17 protein-coding genes are annotated in these 16,560 nt (G+C 68.1%); 7 read left to right on the forward strand and 10 right to left on the reverse strand.

The genetic code is table 11. The features are described from left to right. Positions 1 to 41: 41 nt before the first annotated feature. Positions 42 to 878, reverse strand: a complete 837-nt coding sequence (locus ACXMYJ_RS02895) for a mycofactocin-coupled SDR family oxidoreductase (protein WP_260751527.1) — start codon at positions 876 to 878, stop codon at positions 42 to 44. A gap of 100 nt (positions 879 to 978) precedes the next feature. Here ACXMYJ_RS02895 and ACXMYJ_RS02900 point away from each other — a divergent pair, with 100 nt between their 5' ends. Next, entirely contained in the window at positions 979 to 1,233 is a 255-nt protein-coding gene (locus tag ACXMYJ_RS02900) for a DUF2631 domain-containing protein (protein WP_260751526.1), read from the forward strand. 19 nt (positions 1,234 to 1,252) lie between these two features. Here the strand turns inward: ACXMYJ_RS02900 and ACXMYJ_RS02905 are convergent, their stop codons facing one another. Both ACXMYJ_RS02905 and ACXMYJ_RS02910 read right to left on the reverse strand, forming a co-directional pair. Continuing rightward, the gene (locus tag ACXMYJ_RS02905) at positions 1,253 to 1,870 is read right to left on the reverse strand and encodes a hypothetical protein (RefSeq protein ID WP_260751525.1); all 618 of its coding nucleotides are present in this window, start codon (positions 1,868 to 1,870) and stop codon (positions 1,253 to 1,255) included. Between the two features lie 124 nt (positions 1,871 to 1,994). Beyond that, a complete protein-coding gene (locus ACXMYJ_RS02910; RefSeq protein WP_460353850.1) occupies positions 1,995 to 3,425 on the reverse strand; it encodes a WS/DGAT/MGAT family O-acyltransferase in 1,431 nt (476 codons plus the stop codon). A gap of 255 nt (positions 3,426 to 3,680) precedes the next feature. Here ACXMYJ_RS02910 and ACXMYJ_RS02915 point away from each other — a divergent pair, with 255 nt between their 5' ends. From ACXMYJ_RS02915 to ACXMYJ_RS02925, 3 genes are read left to right on the forward strand one after another with little or no spacing between them, the layout of a single operon-like run. Continuing rightward, positions 3,681 to 4,370, forward strand: a complete 690-nt coding sequence (locus ACXMYJ_RS02915) for a DUF427 domain-containing protein (protein ID WP_460353853.1) — start codon at positions 3,681 to 3,683, stop codon at positions 4,368 to 4,370. Positions 4,371 to 4,382: 12 nt separating this feature from the next. Continuing rightward, positions 4,383 to 5,186: an acyl-CoA thioesterase gene (locus tag ACXMYJ_RS02920; RefSeq protein WP_460353856.1), complete on the forward strand. Its 804-nt coding sequence runs from the start codon at positions 4,383 to 4,385 to the stop codon at positions 5,184 to 5,186. A gap of 46 nt (positions 5,187 to 5,232) precedes the next feature. Further along, positions 5,233 to 6,249 carry an NADP-dependent oxidoreductase gene (locus ACXMYJ_RS02925; RefSeq protein ID WP_260751518.1) on the forward strand — a complete coding sequence of 339 codons (1,017 nt, stop codon included), beginning with the start codon at positions 5,233 to 5,235 and terminating at the stop codon, positions 6,247 to 6,249. 30 nt (positions 6,250 to 6,279) lie between these two features. On the opposite strand, the gene ACXMYJ_RS02930 is transcribed toward ACXMYJ_RS02925, so the two are convergent. Then, positions 6,280 to 7,197: an LLM class F420-dependent oxidoreductase gene (locus ACXMYJ_RS02930; protein ID WP_460353858.1), complete on the reverse strand. Its 918-nt coding sequence runs from the start codon at positions 7,195 to 7,197 to the stop codon at positions 6,280 to 6,282. A gap of 106 nt (positions 7,198 to 7,303) precedes the next feature. Between ACXMYJ_RS02930 and ACXMYJ_RS02935 the strand changes: the two genes are divergently transcribed. Both ACXMYJ_RS02935 and ACXMYJ_RS02940 read left to right on the forward strand, forming a co-directional pair. After that, complete coding sequence (locus ACXMYJ_RS02935; RefSeq protein WP_460354071.1) at positions 7,304 to 8,236, forward strand: LLM class flavin-dependent oxidoreductase; 933 nt, start codon at positions 7,304 to 7,306, stop codon at positions 8,234 to 8,236. A gap of 117 nt (positions 8,237 to 8,353) precedes the next feature. Further along, positions 8,354 to 9,919, forward strand: coding sequence for an HNH endonuclease signature motif containing protein (locus tag ACXMYJ_RS02940; RefSeq protein WP_460353861.1), 1,566 nt, complete (start codon positions 8,354 to 8,356; stop codon positions 9,917 to 9,919). Here the strand turns inward: ACXMYJ_RS02940 and ACXMYJ_RS02945 are convergent. Beyond that, complete coding sequence (locus ACXMYJ_RS02945; protein ID WP_460353864.1) at positions 9,916 to 11,061, reverse strand: acyl-CoA dehydrogenase family protein; 1,146 nt, start codon at positions 11,059 to 11,061, stop codon at positions 9,916 to 9,918. The genes ACXMYJ_RS02940 and ACXMYJ_RS02945 overlap by 4 nt on opposite strands. Positions 11,062 to 11,163: 102 nt before the next feature. On the opposite strand from ACXMYJ_RS02945, the gene ACXMYJ_RS02950 reads away from it, so the two are divergent. Next, positions 11,164 to 11,646 carry an SRPBCC family protein gene (locus ACXMYJ_RS02950; protein ID WP_460353867.1) on the forward strand — a complete coding sequence of 161 codons (483 nt, stop codon included), beginning with the start codon at positions 11,164 to 11,166 and terminating at the stop codon, positions 11,644 to 11,646. Here ACXMYJ_RS02950 and ACXMYJ_RS02955 read toward each other — a convergent pair. Genes ACXMYJ_RS02955 through ACXMYJ_RS02975 form a run of 5 tightly spaced genes read right to left on the reverse strand, consistent with a single transcriptional unit; the run spans position 11,623 to position 16,559 of the window. Further along, on the reverse strand, positions 11,623 to 12,558 hold the full coding sequence (locus ACXMYJ_RS02955) for an alpha/beta hydrolase (protein ID WP_260751511.1): 936 nt from the start codon (positions 12,556 to 12,558) through the stop codon (positions 11,623 to 11,625). The two genes, ACXMYJ_RS02950 and ACXMYJ_RS02955, sit on opposite strands and share 24 nt — an antisense overlap. A gap of 6 nt (positions 12,559 to 12,564) precedes the next feature. Next, the gene (locus tag ACXMYJ_RS02960) at positions 12,565 to 14,073 is read right to left on the reverse strand and encodes a flavin-containing monooxygenase (protein ID WP_460354075.1); all 1,509 of its coding nucleotides are present in this window, start codon (positions 14,071 to 14,073) and stop codon (positions 12,565 to 12,567) included. Between the two features lie 8 nt (positions 14,074 to 14,081). Beyond that, complete coding sequence (locus tag ACXMYJ_RS02965; RefSeq protein ID WP_460353869.1) at positions 14,082 to 14,810, reverse strand: SDR family NAD(P)-dependent oxidoreductase; 729 nt, start codon at positions 14,808 to 14,810, stop codon at positions 14,082 to 14,084. Beyond that, entirely contained in the window at positions 14,810 to 15,589 is a 780-nt protein-coding gene (locus ACXMYJ_RS02970) for an HpcH/HpaI aldolase family protein (protein WP_460353872.1), read from the reverse strand. The genes ACXMYJ_RS02965 and ACXMYJ_RS02970 overlap by 1 nt, the downstream gene beginning before the upstream one ends. A gap of 1 nt (position 15,590) precedes the next feature. Further along, positions 15,591 to 16,559, reverse strand: a complete 969-nt coding sequence (locus ACXMYJ_RS02975; protein ID WP_460353874.1) for a zinc-binding dehydrogenase — start codon at positions 16,557 to 16,559, stop codon at positions 15,591 to 15,593. Position 16,560: the final 1 nt, after the last annotated feature.

The raw sequence follows: 16,560 nt of genomic DNA on the forward strand, positions 1-16,560 counted from the left end.
ACGGCGCCATCGGCTAAAGCCGGTACGGCGCCATCGGCTGACTACTTCAGCGTCTGGCCCGCATCCAACGGGATCGCAGCGCCGGTCAGATAGCGGCCCGACGGCCCACACAGGTAGACCATCGTGTCGCTGACGTGGTGCGGTTCCATCATCGGCAGTTGCAGTAGCGCCTGCTGCGCGGCGCTGAACGACGGGTGCTCGCCGGCCCACTCGGCCAGTGCCTCGTTGAGCACCATCGGCGTGGCCACGCCGCCGGGGTGCACGGAGTTGACCCGGACGTTCTTCTCGGCCAGCGAGCGGGCGAAGTGGCGCATGACCCCGACGACGCCGTGCTTGGCGGCGGTGTAGCCGGCCGCGCCGTGGTTCATGGTGGCGAATTCGGTACTCACGGAGGTGAACCCGGCTGCCGAACTGGTGATCACGATCGCGCCGCCGTCTGGGTTGCGCAGCAGCGCGGGCAGGGCGGCCTCGATGGTGAAATACACCCCGTTCAGCATCACGGCGATCGCGTCGGTGAACGCGGTGATGTCGCGGCCCTGCGCTCCGGCGGCAGGAAGAATGCCGGCGTTGGCGAGTACGAAGTCGAGCCGGCCGAATTCTGCCACTCCCTTGGCCACCACGTCGGCGAGCCGGTTCCGGTCGCGGACGTCGCCCTGCTCGGCCACGATCCGGCGGCCGGTCTTCTCGACCAACCGCACCGTCTCGTCAAGGTCCTCGGGGGTGGCCATCGGGTAGGCGACGCACTCGAGTTGGTCGCACAGATCCAGCGCGATGACGTCGGCGCCCTCCTCGGCGAACCGAACGGCATGGGCGCGGCCCTGGCCGCGTGCCGCGCCGGTGATGAAAACGACCTTGTCCTGCAGGACCTGCGGTGCCATGACCGCCCAGCCTACCGAGTAGGCCCAAGGTCTACGGCGGTCCGTAGTAGGCCTGTGTCAGAATGACCGTTGACTGTCAGCCCGATCATGAGGAGCAGCCGTGGCAAGCACCGAGGTGGAACGACGCACTGGTGTCGACGTCGAGGACGTGCCGTCTGCCGAATGGGGCTGGTCGACGGAGAACTACCGCTTCTACCAGATCGGTGGGCTGCTGGTGGCGGGCTTCCTGCTGCTGATGATCCACGGCAATCACACCGGACGGGTGGAGGACTGGTTCATGGTCGGCTTCGCGGCCGTGGTGCTCGCGTTCGTCGCGCGCAGCTGGTACATCCACCGCCACCGCGACACGCAGTAACGGCGGGCGCCGGCGTCCACTAGCGATTCGGGAGCGGCACCAGATCGGCGCCGTCCGGCGGATACCAGAGCGCCGCGCTGACGAATTCCTCGACGGTCAGATCGGCAACGATCTGACCGGTTGTCTGCAATGCCCTGCTCTTGAACGCACGGGCGGCGGCACTGAGCCGGTGCCTTACCCGGTCGAATCGTCCGTCGGGACCGAACGAGCCCGCATCGCCCCAGACGGTGATCTCGGCGCGGGCAGTGTCGGCCAGAGCCGACATTTCTGCCCGCAACCCGGCGTTCTCCCGCAGCACTCGCGCGTCCATCGCCACGGCTGCGCCTGCGGTACCGCACAGCGCCTCGAGGAGGGACTCCTGCACCTCGACGTCAACGCCGAGGATCCTCAGGGCCCGGGTGTCGTGGCCCGGCGGAATCGTGACGGTGACCTGCCAGCCCGCCCGCGCCCGGTCGCACAGCCAACCGCCCGCGGCGCCGACCACGCCGTCGACGTCGGCGGCGAACACGGTCAGGTCGTAGGTGCGCAGGGTCTCGCCGGCGATGCGAACCCCGGACCGCCGTCGTTCGAACTGCGCGAAGTCGTCTGTCTCGAACGTCCGGCCTCTCACCGTCTGCCTCCAGTCTGCGTCGCGCATCGCGTGACACTCCAGACAGGGTGACATTTTGGAGTCGATCTGTAAAGTCTCCATCCGATTTCCGCGCGCAGCGGCAGGACCTGCGACGCCGCGAAAGCGCGCGCCGATCAACAGGTTCCGAGGTTCAGAGGGCCGGAGCCAGCGGCAGGGTCTTCTCGACAGGTGTCAGCTTGTCGGACAGACCGGCCGCGGCGCGAATCTCGGCGAACGAGGCGATCAGCGCGTCGGTCGCCTCGTGCGGGTCTTTCAGCGTCCGGTCGTCGGTGAGCACCGAGATCGACAGTTGGTCGACATAGCTCCACACCGTGATGTTCATCCCGCTGCCCGCGACGATCGGCCCCACCGAGTAGATCTCGTCCACGACCGCACCCTTTATCACCCCCCGCTCCTTCGGGCCCGGCACGTTGGAGATGGTCAGGTTCATCACCATCGCGGACTCCACCCGGCGGGCCTGCGTCCGGAAGATCGGCGGAGTGGCGGCCGGCGGCAGATAGGTCAACCAGGACGGCAGCAGTGTCGGCCCGAGCAGGCCGTGGTTCTCCTTCGCGATGGCGGTCGCGGTCGCGGTGAGCCGCACCCGCGCGATGGGATCGGGTACATGAACCGGTAAAGACGGTGTCATGTAAGTGAATTCGTTACCGACGAGCCGCCCGGGTGAGGTGTCGAAACTGACGGGCACACCCGCGATCAACGGCGAGTCGGCCTTCTTGTCGTAGCGCAGCTGCAGTTCACGCAGAGCTCCGGCCGCCGTGGCGAGCACGATGTCGTTGAGGGTGACCCCGAGGTGTCGGGCGGTCTCCTTGACGTCCGCGAGCGCCAGCGGGGCGGTGGCGAAGCGGCGGCCCGGCGTCACCACATGGTTGAGAAAGGTCGGCGGCGGCGCGAAGTTGCGCGCCAGGTCGGGATGCCGGCCACGCTCGCGGGCCTGCCTGCGCACCCGCGAGACACCGGCGGCGGTTTCGTTGACCAACCTGGGCAGCCGGCGCAGCTGACGCACGTGATCGCGGGCCGCGGCCTTTAGTAGGGCGCGCGGCGCTGTCGAGTCCGGGGGCACCTCGGCGAGCTGACCCCCCACCTCGGGCTCGCGGGGCTGGATCGCCATCGCTAGCTGATTCGCCGACGCGACACCGTCGGCGAGCACGTGATGTACCTTGTGGATCACGGCAATCCTGTTGCCCGCCAATCCTTCTGCGACATACATCTCCCACAGCGGGTATCGGCGGTCCAGCGGCGTGCTCGCGATCTCGCCGATGAGCTGGTCGAGCTCGCGCCGCCCGCCGGGAGCCGGCACCCGCGCGCGGCGGATGTGGTAGTCGACGTCGATCTGCGCGTTCTGCACCCACATCGGGTGATGGAACTTCAGCGGTATGTCCACCAGCTGGTAGCGCAACGGCGCCAGCGCGTGCAGCCGCGGCAGCGCGGCCCGGCGGAAGAACTCGAAGTCGAAGCCGTCGACGGCGGTCACATCGAGCACGCCGACCTTCAAGGTGTGCATGTGGATTTCCGGCGTCTCGCTGTAGAGCATCATGGCGTCCACGCCGTTGAGTCGTTTCACCCGCCACCTCGTTCGTCGTCCACCCGGCCTGCAACGTGGTACCCGTTTCGTCGATTTTCGCCACTTCGCCGGTGCGCGGTCGCCCGAATCGCCGTTCCCGCGGGGGCGATGTCAGGAATGTCTCACCGTCCGGGCCCTCGAAGACGGACGCTGCTGTGACAATCCACCAGGAGTTTGTAAACTCCTGCAGGACGTCGCCGAGCGAAGGGAAACCGCTGTGATTTGTCCGAGAGTTGTTGGGGCCGGGGATCTTCGATGAGCCTGGTGGCCGGGAACGGTCCACTCAGCCGGGAGCGTGCCGGTCGGTTCAGTCCGCCGGTCGCCGGAGACCTGGTCTACCTTGAGCCGCATCCGCGGCGCGTACAGGCGTTTCTCGACGGCCTTCCGGTGATCGACACCGAGGACGCGTGGATGGTGCACCGCAGGGGTGCGCCGCTGAGCTACGCGTTCCGATCCGCCGACATCGGCGAGCTGCCGAGCACGCCGGTTCCAGAGCTGCCCGGTTATGTCGTGGTGGCCTGGACCGCGGTCGACACCTGGCTGGAAGAGGGGCGCCGTCTGGTGCACTACCCGCCCAACCCGTACCACCGGGTGGACTGCCGCCCCACCGCACGGAGACTGCGGGTGACCGTAGGGGGCAGCACGCTCGTCGACACCGACGACACGGTGATCGTGTTCGAGACGGCGCTGCAGCCTCGGCTCTACGTGGCCCCGGCGTTCGTCCGAACGGACGCGCTGCGGCGGTCGGACACCACCAGTTACTGCAACTACAAGGGCTACGCCACGTACTGGACCGCGGTCGTCGAGGGGACCGTCGTCGAGGACGTGGCGTGGAGCTATGCGGACCCGCTGCCCGAGAGCCTGGGAATCAAAGACATGCTCAGTTTCGACGGCGACAAGGTCGACATGACCGCCGACCTGCCGGGATCAGTTGCGGCCCGCTAGGGTCGACTTCTTGTGACAGGTGTCAAACAGAGCTGGATCGCCGATCTAGTGCGGTTGGACTGCCGCGACGACGTATTTGTGGCCTGCCCGGCGGCCGCCGGTCCCGGGTCGCGGTTGTTCGGCGGTCTGATCGCCGCGCAGGCGCTGGCGGCGGCCGGCGCCACGGTCGGCGCCGGCAAGCTGCCTCAGTCGCTACACCTGTATTTCGTGCGGGGCGGCCGCTACGGGGTCGAGGTCGAACTCCACGTGGAGCGCACCCGGGACGGGCGCTCCTTCGACACCCGCCGCGTCACCGCAATCCAGCAGGGCGCAGTGATCCTGGAGATGATCGCGTCGTTCCACGTCCCCGAGCTCGGCCCCGATGAGCACCCCACCCCGGCGCAGTCGGTGACCCTGACCGAAGCCGGGGGCAAGGAACCGGACATCGAGTTCGCCGACCGCTTCGACATCCGCACCAGGCCCGACGACGATTCGGTGTTCGCGGTACCGCCGTTCTGGATCCGCACCCGCGACGAGATCGAGGGCGACCCGCTGATCCGGGCATGCACGCTGACGTTCCTGTCCGACTTCGGTCCGGTGCCGGTGGCGCGGCCGTCCGGGGCGCCGCTGGAGCCGGAAGCAGGGTCGGGGACCTTTGCGGCCAGCCTGGACCACTCAGTGTGGTTCCACCGGCCCTTCACACCGCACAACTGGCACCGCTACGAGGTGCACCGGCTCAACGTCGGCGATTCCCGCGGCCTGGTCCAGGGCTCGCTCTACGACACCGCCGGCACGTTGATCGCCACCACGACGCAGGAGGCGCTGTGGCGGTTGTGACCCGATAGGGGCTCGGCGGCCGTGTCGCTTCGGTAGGTTCGGCCGGGTGTCGACGTTGACGAACCGACAGATCGTGTTGCGCCACCGACCGCACGGGTTGGTCGCCCCCGGCGACACCGAACTGGTGACCGCCCCCGTGCCGGAACCCGCCGACGGTGAGGCACTGGTGCGTACGACGTACGTGGGCATCGATGCGGCGGTGCGGACCTGGCTCGACGATCAGCCGAGCTACCTTCCCCCGGTGCAGCTCGGCGAGGTGATCCGCGCGGCGGGGATCGGCGAGGTCGTCGAATCCCGTTGTGCCGCCTACGCGGTCGGGGACATCGTGACCACGCTGACCGGGTTCCAGGAATACACGATCGTCCGCGACGACCTCTTCACCACACCGGTGCCGGGCCCGGGCGACCAGGTGGATCAGCTCGCGGTGATGTCCATCTACGGCCCCACCGGCGCCACCGCGTACTTCGGCATGACGGGCATCGGACGTCCGCAACCGGGCGAGACGGTCGTGGTGTCGGCCGCCGCCGGGGCCACCGGCTCGGTCGCCGGGCAGATCGCCAAGATCGCGGGTGCGCGGGTGGTGGGCATCGCCGGCGGCCCGCACAAATGCCGTGCGGTGGTGGAGGACTTCGGCTTCGACGCCTGCATCGACTACCGCAACGACGACCTGCGCGCGGCGCTGCGGGAGCACTGCCCGCGTGGGGTCGACGTGTATTTCGACAACGTCGGCGGCCCGATCCTTGACGCGGTGCTCGGCCGGCTCGCCCAGAAGGCGCGGGTGGTGCTCTGCGGGGTCATCTCCAGCTACCTCACCGGTGAGCATCCGGGGCCGGCCAACTACGTCAATCTGCTGTCCAAGACCGCGATGATGCAGGGATTCAACGCCCTCGACGAATGGGGCCGCTTCGACGAGGCGTTCGCGGCGCTGCGGAGCTGGGAGGAGCAGGGGCTGATCACCCACCGCGAGCACATCTTCGACGGCATCGAGTCCTGCGTCGACGCACTCAACGGTCTGTTCACCGGAGCCAACATCGGCAAGACCCTTGTCAAGGTCGCCGGGTGACCGGCACCGATGCGACGCGTGTCGCGGCTACTACGCCCCGATGACCGATCCGCCGAACTCCTCGATGGCCTCCAGCGTGTGCGCGAGGCTGTCCCCCGGCACGCTCACCTGAATCCAGGTGACTCCGGCCTTCTCGAGATCGGCGACGCCGGAAAGGAACTCGTCGGCGTTGAAGTCCGCGGCACCGGGAGCGCCACCCGCATCGTTGGTGAACGTGATGTCGATGTCCGACGGATCGCGGCCCTCGCCCTCCAGGCGACGGCGCAGATCGTCCACACCGGCCTGGAGATGGTCCACCGTCTCCAACGGCGCCGTACGGGCGGTCTGCGCCAGCACAGCCGGGGCCCGGAACGGACACCAGCCCTGCGCGTACCTCGCGACCCGCGCCCGCGCGGCCGAGGTGTTGCCACCCACCCAGATCGGCGGATGCGGAGCGCTGACCGGCCTCGGATGCGCGGTGATGCCTGTGGCGCTGAAATGCTTGCCGTCGAAGGTGATGTCATCGCTGGTCCAGACCTCGCGGATCACCTGCAACGCCTCTTCGAAGAGTACCGCCCGCTCGTCGAAATCCACACCAAGGGCGGTGAATTCGCGCTTGAGGTAGCCCACGCCCACCGCGAGGGTGAACCTGCCCTCGGAGATCAGGTCCAGCGTCGCACCGGCTTTGGCCACGACAAAGGGGTTGCGGTACGGCAGCACCACGATGTTGGGGATCAGCTGCAGCGTCGTGGTGTGGGCGGCGGCGAATCCCATCGCCACGAAAGGATCGAGTGCGTCGTGTCCACCGGCCTCCAGCCACCGTTGGGTCGGCGCGGGATGGTCGGTGAAGCCGAAGCCGGCGAACCCTGCCTTCTCAGCGGCCGCAGCCACCTTCGCGATCCCCGCGCCCGTGACGAGCTCGGGGTTGTAGGGATGGCTGTGCATCGGATGGGTGATCGCGAACCGCATGGGCAGCCCTTTACGTCTCGTCGTCGTCAGAATTTGCTTCTCACCTTGCGAGAATGTCGTTACCATGCAGGCGACCGAAAGTACAGCACTGTCGATGGGGAGGGTGATGAGCAGGCCGGAGATCGGCATCTACCTGCCCCAGATGGGCTTCTCATTCGACGAGGTGTTGCACCGCGCCCGGCGCTGCGAAGAACTCGGCATCGAATCGCTGTGGCTCTACGACCACCTGTACGGGCCCGGCATGCCCGACTATCCGTCGATGGAGGCCTGGACGCTGGCCACCGCGCTGCTCAGCCGCACTGACCGTCTGCGGGTCGGACATATGGTGCTGTGCAATCAGTTTCGGCATCCGGTCACGCTGGCCAAGATGGCCACCACGCTGGATCAGATCTCCGGCGGCCGGCTGAGCCTGGGCATCGGCAGCGGATCGATCGAGGACGAACACCGCCGGGCCGGTCTGCCGTGGGGCACCTTCGCCGAACGCTCCGAACAGCTCGGCGAGACATTGCAGATCTTGCATCAGGCCTTCACCGAAGAGCGGATCGACTTTGCGGGCAATCATTTCACCGTGCCCGACATGCCGATCAAACCGGGAGCGGTGCAGCAGCCGCGGCCCCCCATCGTCGTGGGCGGCGTCGGCGAGAAGTTCACGCTCCCTCTGGTGGCGCGATATGCCGACGTGTGGAACGTACCGACCTACGCACTGGGCCAGATCAAGGAGAAGATCGCTGCCCTGCGGTCCATCTGCGACGACGTCGGCCGCGACCCGGACACCATCACGCTCTCGATCGAGGCGGTGATGGCGCTGGCACCGGACGACGCCGCGCTGCCGAAGGTGCGAGGCCTGGCGGAAAAGCGGTTCGGTGGTGAAGGTTTCGGGCTACACGACACCGACTTGATCGGCACGCCGGCAGTGATGGTCGATCGGCTCGGGGGGCTGGTCGAAATGGGCTTCGGGCAGATCGTGCTTTTCACGCACGATCGGGGTTCCGATCGCACGCTCGAACTGCTGGCAGGGGAAGTGATTCCCCAGCTCTGATCGGAGCTTCGGCGCCCGCCAGGCGCTTCACGCATGCTTATCCACAATTGGCGAATCGGTTCACAGCCGGCCAACTACCGACCTGATTCGTCACAGCCCGCCGGTAGAATCGCACACATGTTCGAAGTATCGGTTCCGGAGCCCGGCCAGCTCACCGGGCTCTCGGATGCCGAGCTCATCGACGCCGCCGCGACCGCCTCGCGGATGGAGAACGCGGTGTGTGCCCGCAAGCTGGCGGTGATGGCCGAACTGTTCACCCGCCGCGTCGACCTCGCCCCCGAAGACCGACTGGACTGGTGGGTCGACCCCGAAGCCGCGGTCACCGCCGAACTGGCCGCGGCGTATCGGATCACCCACGGGTTGGCGCTGCACCAGGCCTACCGCGCGGTGGTGCTGCGCGACCGCCTCCCCAAACTCGGGGCGCTGTTCCTGCAGGGGCTGATCAGCGAGATGTTGGTGCGCGCGATCATCACCCGCACCGACCTGATCACCGACCCGGACTTGATCGCCGCCGTCGACGCCGACCTGGCTGCCGACATCCTCGGTTGGGGACCGTTGTCGGTGAAGAAGACCGAAGCCGAGATCGACACCATCGTCGAACGCCACGACCCCGACGCCGTGCGCCAAAGCCGTGGAGGCGACTTGGGGCGCACGATCGAGTTCGGCAACCTCGGTGACGCGCCTGGGTTCACCACGGTGTGGGCGCGGATGTTCGACGGTGACGCCGCTGCTGGGGAACGCACCCTGACCGCGATGGCCTACAGCGTCTGCGACGCCGATCCCCGCACCCTCGACGACCGCCGCAAGGACGCCCTGGCCGCCCTGTTCCACGGGATCACCACCCTGGCCTGCCGCTGCGGCAACGGGGATTGCGAGGCTGCCACCAACCCCCGCCCAGTGCGCGAGATCATCGTCTACGCCCTCACCGACCACACCACCAAGCAGCAGGCAGACACCGACCGGGCGCCCGCCGAACTGCGCGACGACCCGCCCGGCGGCGCCGAGTCTGACGGGCCGCGGGGTGGGGGCACGGCGGCCACACCGCGGCGCAGCGCACCCACCCTGGTCCCGGGGCGCTCGGGCTATATCTTCGGGGCCGGGTTCATGCCTGCGCCGTTCTTCGACGCCATGCTCGACGGCGCCAAAATCCGCGAAGTCGTCCACCCCGGCAATTCCGGGCCGCAGCCTCGCTACACCCCGTCGGCCGCGCTTGCTGAGTTCGTGCGTTGCCGCGATCTGACCTGTCGCTTCCCCGGCTGTGACCAACCTGCCACCACCGCTGACATCGACCACACCGTCCCGCACCCTGTCGGGCCCACGCACGCGTCAAACTTGAAGTGTCTGTGCCGTTTTCATCATTTGCTGAAAACTTTTTGGACCGGACTCGGCGGGTGGCGTGACCGTCAAGACCCCGACGGCACCATCACCTGGACCTCGCCCACCGGCCACACCTACACCACCCACCCCGGCTGCCGTCTCCTCTTCCCGGCCCTGTGCAGGCCGACGGCCACCCTCTGGACCGGTGACCCACCCACCGTCCCCATGACCGACAACCGCGGGGCGATGATGCCCCGGCGCACACGCACCCGCGCGCAGGGCCGCGCCGCCTACATCACCGCAGAACGACAACGCAACGCCGAAACACGCGCCGAAGGCCCGGGCGGCAACGACCCGCCCTTTTAGCGGGGCGGCGAATAGTTCGGCCGGCCGAGCCCGAGGACGTGCTGGGCGATCATGTTGCGGAACACCTCGAGCGTGCCGCCGTAGATGCCGGTCGGCCCGGCCAACCGGAACAGGTACTCGCCGCTGAGTCCGTCCGGCACCGCGGCCACCGCCCCGCGGACGTCCATCAGTTCCGGGGTGATGTCGCGGAGCGTCTGCGCGATGGCCACCCGGCCGAACATCTCCGGCGTGCTCAGGGCCGCTTCCAATCGGGCGATGCTGCGCCCCAGCCGATATGCCACCGAGTCGTCGTCGAGCCGCCCGTTCGCGAATACCTCGCCGGCCACCCGGTCGACCTCGTCGGCGAGTAGTAACGCGTGTTCGGACATGACTGCGATCTTGCTCAGCCCGCCGGCGTCACGCTCGACGGTGCCGTGCTCGGCGTTGAGCGCCTCCCGCAGCACGGCCCAGCCGCCGTTGACGGCGCCGACCCGGTATCTGTCATCCACGCGCACATCGCTGTAGTAGGTGATATTGGTGCGGTCGCCGTCAACGGTCCGGATCGGCTGGATGTCGACGCCGGCCGAGTCGAGTGGCACCAGGAACATCGTCAGGCTCTGATGTTTGGGCGCCGCCGGGTCGGTGTTGGTGATCAGGAAGACGTACTGCGCGTGGTGGGCGTTCGACGTGAACATCTTCGAGCCGTTGATGATCCACCCGTCACCGTCACGCACCGCGCGGGTCTTGCACGTGGCTACGTCGGAGCCGCCCTCGGGCTCCGTGTAGCCCAGACAGAGCCGGAACCGTCCGCTCAGCACCTCGGGCAAGATTTCGTCCCTCAGCTCGTCGGACCCGAACCGGTCGACCGCATTCGCGACCATCGACGTGGTGCCCCAGTGGAACCACGGTGTGTGCGCCCGTCCGATCTCCAGCTCCCAGATCCGCCGTTGGACCGGGGTGAAGCCCTCGTCGTGCGCGGCGCGCCAGTCCCGTTCGAGATACCCCGCTGATCCGAGAGCCAGGTGGACCGTCTCGTCGAAGTTATCGCCTGTGCGCCGGTCCCTGGCGATGACGTCGTCAGTCACCACCGACGCCAGGAATTCCCGCAGCTCTGCCTGGAAAGCTCTGTCCTCCTCGGACAGTGCGACTTCGGAGAAGTCCATCGTGATACCTCCCGCTCCCGGCACTGCTGTGGCAAGCCACTCCGCAGCGTGACATTATGGCGTGGATTTGTAAAGCAGGTGGGACGTCGAAGAGGAGTCGGTGTGGGAATCGTGACGACGACGTCGGAGACCGCGTTCACCCAGTCCCCCGAAGTCATCTACGACTTCGTGACCAATCCGGTGAACTGGACGAAGACGTATCCGGGCAGCGCGCACGTCGGGAAGGTGCCGGACAAATTGCCGCTGGAGGTCGGTGACACCTGGACCGAGACCGGCCCGGACGCCGAACGGATCTTCACCTGGCATCTGGCCATCGCGATGCGGCCGAAGTTGTGGATGTTCAACTCCGTGGGCAACCTCGGCCACGACCGGGACGGCAACGGCGGTATGCCCGGCCGGATCAGCGTCCAGTACAAGTTCACCCGGCCCGGCGAGGGAATCACCCTGTTCAGCAGGACCATGACGGTGGAGGCGTACAAGGACGCGCCGATGCCCGACGGCTTCTTCCGGATCGTGAACCCGGCCAACATCGACGCCTACCACCAGGCGATCGCCCGGGAATTAGCGAACGAAGGCACGGCGTAACGCCGCACCCTGGAGGTTGAAGAGCGCTTCGCTGATCTCCCATTCCGGGACCAGCGAATCGAAACCGTGGCAGGTGCCGCTGAACACATGCAGATCGGTGGCTACACCCGACCACAGCAGTCGTAGCGCATAGTCGATCGCTTCATCACGCAGCGGATCGAGCTCCGAGCAGGTGATCAAGGCGGGCGCCACTGCGGAGAAGTCCTGCGCGCGGGCCGGCACCGCGTCATCTGGAACCGGCCCGTCCGCCCCGTAGTGCCGCCACATCCAGTGCACGGCTTCGCCGTCGAACCCCGGCGTGGTGGTGAACTCCGCCTTCGACGGCGACGGACGGTCGTCGAGCACCGGTTGGTGCAGCATCTGGAACACCACAGGCGGCGCGTCGCCGGCCGCGGCCCGTTGCGCGAGGCCCGCCGCCAGGGCCGCTCCGGCACTGCTGCCCGCCACGGCGATCGTCGCGGCATCGACACCGAGCTCTGCGGCACTGTGGGCCGCCCAGTCCAGGATGGCGGCGGCATCGTCGAGCGCTGCCGGGTACGGGTGTTCGGGGGCCAGCCGGTAGTCGACCGACAGCACGATGCATCGTCCCCGGCGGGCCAGCTCGATGCACTGCCGGTGGTCGGTGTCCAGATTGCCGAGCACGAACGCCCCTGAGTGGCAATAGATCACCGCACCGCACCCGGGCGGTCCGCCGCGGTAGATCCGCACCGCGACCTGGTGCCCGTGCGGGACCGGGACGAAGCGCTGCTCGATCTCCACGCCGACGGGGTCGAGGGTCTCGGCCGTCTCGGCGCGCCGTTGGTTCAGCGAGTCCCGCACCGCGCCGAGGACCGGCGGCGACAGGTCGGTGCGAGCCTGCGCGAGGTGGCGCAGCGCCGGGTCGAGACGCTCGACGATGTCACGCTCGGTCACGGCGGCCTACCGCTGTCCCGCGGTCTGGGCGCCGACACGGATGGCCGACCGGCTCTGCGGTGCGGCGAAGACGTAGTCGCGCGGCCTGAACCGGCGCGTCATCTGCCAGAAGGCCCGAGCGCTGCGCGGCCACTGGGTCACCACGCGGCCGTTGGCGGCGCGGAAGTAACTGCTGCACCGGGTCAGCCACACGGTGCCCTGCATCCAGGCGTCGATCGACTCCAGGTAGCGCGTCATCACGTCGGACCGCACCTCGATGTAGGCCCTGTTCCTGCGCCGCATGTGCTTCAGCGCCCGCACGACGTAGTGCGCCTGCGCCTCCAGAATGAAGATGACGCTGTTGGAGCCGACGTTGGTGTTGGGGCCGTAGAGCATGAAGAAGTTGGGAAAACCGGGCACGGTCATCCCGAGGTAGGCGAACGCCCCGTCGCGCCAGGTGTCACGCAGCAGCGCCCCGTCGGCGCCCCGCACCTCGATCTGCCCGAGGTAATCTGCTGCCGCGTATCCGGTGGCGCACAACACGACGTCGACGTCGAGTTCGGTGCCGTCCTCGGTGACCAGTGATCGCGACCGGAGTCGGCGTGCGGGGCTGGACACCACCTCGACATGCGGCTGGGTCAGCGTCTGCATGTAGTCGGTGGCGAACACCAGACGCTTGCAGCCCAGCGGATGGTCCGGGGTCAGCTTGGCGCGGAGTTCCTCGTCGGGCACGGTCGCTTCCAGCGATCGCAGCGCAACGCTGGTGAATTCCTCGGTCTTGTCACTGCCGTTCTCGATGACCGAGATGTTCGATTCGCTGCGCAGCCACAGCCGGGTCCGGTAGATCTTCTTGGCCAGCGGGACGTGGGCGAACACCCACTTCTCCCGCGCGGTGTACTCGCGGTCCGGTTTGGGCAGCACCCAGGTGGGTGAGCGCTGCACCGAGTACACTTTGGCCGCCTGCTTGGCGACCTCCGGGACCAGTTGGGCCGCAGTCGATCCCGTGCCCAGCACGGCGACGCGGACGCCGCGCAAGTCGACGGAATGATCCCAGCGCGCGGTGTGCATCATCGTCCCGGTGAACGGTTCCTCCTCGACGAGGTCGGGCATCACCGGCTGGGTGAACATCCCGATGGCGGAGACGACGACGTCGAAAGTGTGTTCGTCGCCCGCGGCGGTGGTCAGCAGCCAAGTGCGGGATTCGGGAACCCATTCCGCCGACGCGATCTCGGTGTTGCAGCGCAGGTTCTCGTGCAGGCGGTAGCGCTGCGCGCAGCGTTCGAAGTAGTCCAGGATCTCCTGCTGGCCCGACCACAGTCGCGACCAGTGCGGGTTCAGTTCGAAAGAGTAGGAGTACAGGTGCGATTTCACGTCGCAGGCCAGGCCGGGATAGGTGTTGACGCGCCACGTACCGCCGACGCCGTCCTCGCGGTCGAAGATGGTGAAGTCGGTGAAGCCCGCCTTGCGCAGGAAGACCCCGAGTGCAAGGCCTCCCGGACCGGCGCCGATGATCGCCACGGAGAGCGTCTTGGCCATAGAGATCGTCATCCAATCTGCAGCGACTGCCCACCGTCGACGATGAGCTCCGAACCGGTGATGAAGGAGGCATGCTCGGAGACCAGAAACGCGACCGCGTCGGCGATCTCGGTGGGTCTGCCGATGCGGCCCATCAATGCCGCGCCCGCCAGCCGCGACTGGGTGGCCGGATCCAGCATCGGTGTCTCGACGGGGCCGGGGAACACCGCGTTCACCCGGATCCCCGCAGGCGCCAACTCGACGGCGGCGACCTGGGTCAGGCCGCGCAGAGCCCATTTGGACGAGCCGTAGGCGCTGTGGTTCGGGAACGGGCGGATCGCCCCGGTGCTGCAGGTGTTCACGATCGACGCGTTGGGGACGCCGCGCAGATTCGGCAGTGCCGCCTGGATGCCGAGGAACGGCCCCAGACAGTTGACCCGCCAGCTACCTTCGAAGCCTGCCGCAGTCTCGTCCGACAACGGAGCGCGGTGCAGCACACCGGCATTGTTCACCAGTGCAGTCAGCGCACCGAACCTCTCCACTACCGACGCGACCGCGCCGCACCACTGTTCCTCGGAGGTGACGTCCAGGTCGACGGCAACCGCCCTGTCGCCGAATTCCGCCACGGTCTGCCGCAACACGTCAGCACGCAGATCGCATGCGGCGACGCAGAACCCGTCGCGCACCAGCCGGGCTGTGATCGCCGCACCCTGCCCGCGGGCGGCACCGGTGACCAGTGCGACGCGGTTCGGCGTCATCAGGAGTACCTCGTCGACGCCGGCGCGTCGGTCTGCCCGCGCGCCTCGGCCAGGTGCGCGGCGGCGCCGCGGCGCAGCGCTTGCGACTCCGAGGCCAAGGTGATCATCCGGAATCCTCTCTGCGCCATCTCATTACCGACCAGGCCGGTGTTGGCGTGAACGCCGGCCACCAGGCCGGCACCGGTGGCGACGTGCTGGAGGCGACACATCGCGTCCAGCACATCGGGGTGCGTCCACGCGTCGACCGGGCCGTGCCCCATCGAGATCGCGAGATCGGCAGGGCCGACGTAGATTCCAGCCAGTCCGTCGACACCACAGATGTCGTCGATCGCGGCGAGACCACGGGCGGTCTCGACCATCGCGAACACCGACACACGTTCCTGCAACGCCCTCGGATCGCTGCCCAGGCTCGCGCGCAGCGGCCCGAAGCTGCGTACGCCGGCGGGGGCGTACCGGGTCGCGGCCACCGCCGCGGCGGCCTGTTCGCCGGACTCGACCATCGCTACCACCACACCGTCGGCGCCGGCGTCGAGCACCCTGCCGATCGGCGCCGCGTCGGGGCCCGGCAACCGCACGACCGTGGCGATCGGAACGTGCTCCAGCCGGCGCAGCATCAGCGCGACGTCGGCGTCGCGCAGATACCCGTGCTGGACATCGAATCCGACGTAGTCGTAACCCGCGGCGGCGAACTCCTCCGGCCCGAGCACCGTCGGACCAACCACCCAGCCGCCCCAGATCTGCGACTTGCCCGACAGGGCCTCCTGCAATCGGCTCGCCATGTCAGGCCACGATCACGATCTTGATGCGGCCAGGCATGGGGCGCGAGGCCATCTCGAACGCCGCCGTCGCCTCGTCGACCCCGAAGGTGTGGGTCAGGTAGCGGTCCAGCAGCCCCGGGTGGTCGCGGGCGAACGCGTCGGCTTCGGCGAGCACCCGCCTGCGCTCCAGGGTCACCCCCGACTTCAGTGTCAGGTTGTTACGCAGCATGGTGCGCATGCTGATCGGGTACCAGTCGTCGTCGGGCACACCGAAATAGAACACGGTGCCGCCGAACGCCGCGGCCTCGACCGCATGCGACAGCGTGGCGACCTGGTGTCCCACCGCCTCGATCACGATGTCGGGCTTGGTATCTGGACCCAATCGGCTGACCCAGCGGTCGCTGGTGGCCCGCACCACCGTGTCGACCCCGAAGTCCGGGCCGGCGGCAGTACGGTCGACGGGGTCCACGCCGGTGACGTGCGCGGCCCCGGCGGCCTTGGACACATACGAGAACAGCAGACCGATCGAACCCTGCCCGAGCACGGCGACGTGGCGGCCCCTCAGGTCCGGTAGTTGCTCGACGGCGTAGAGCACACACGCCAACGGCTGCAACGCCACAGCATGAGCGGGGCTCAGCGACCCCGCATAGGCCGCCAACCCGTCGCCGTCGGCGACCACCTGCTCCATCAGGCCGTCGAAGCCGGACGCCCACCCGACCACCCGGTCTCCGGTCCGGTGTTCGGGATGCCGGCTCGCGATCACCTCACCGGCGATCTCGTGGATCGGGAAGCCGTTCATCTCGGCAGCGCACGCACCGGTGTCGCCCGCAAGTTTGCCTTGGGCGCCCCGGAACCCGGGCAGATCGGACCCGCAGATGCCCGCGGCGAGGAAGCGCAGCAGCACCTGGCCCTCGGCGAGCGACTCCGGAGAGCGTTGCGGCACCTCGGTTTTCTCGAAGGTGAACGGCGCGACGAGACGGTAGGCCCACACG

Source organism: Mycobacterium sp. ZZG (genome assembly GCF_054786995.1).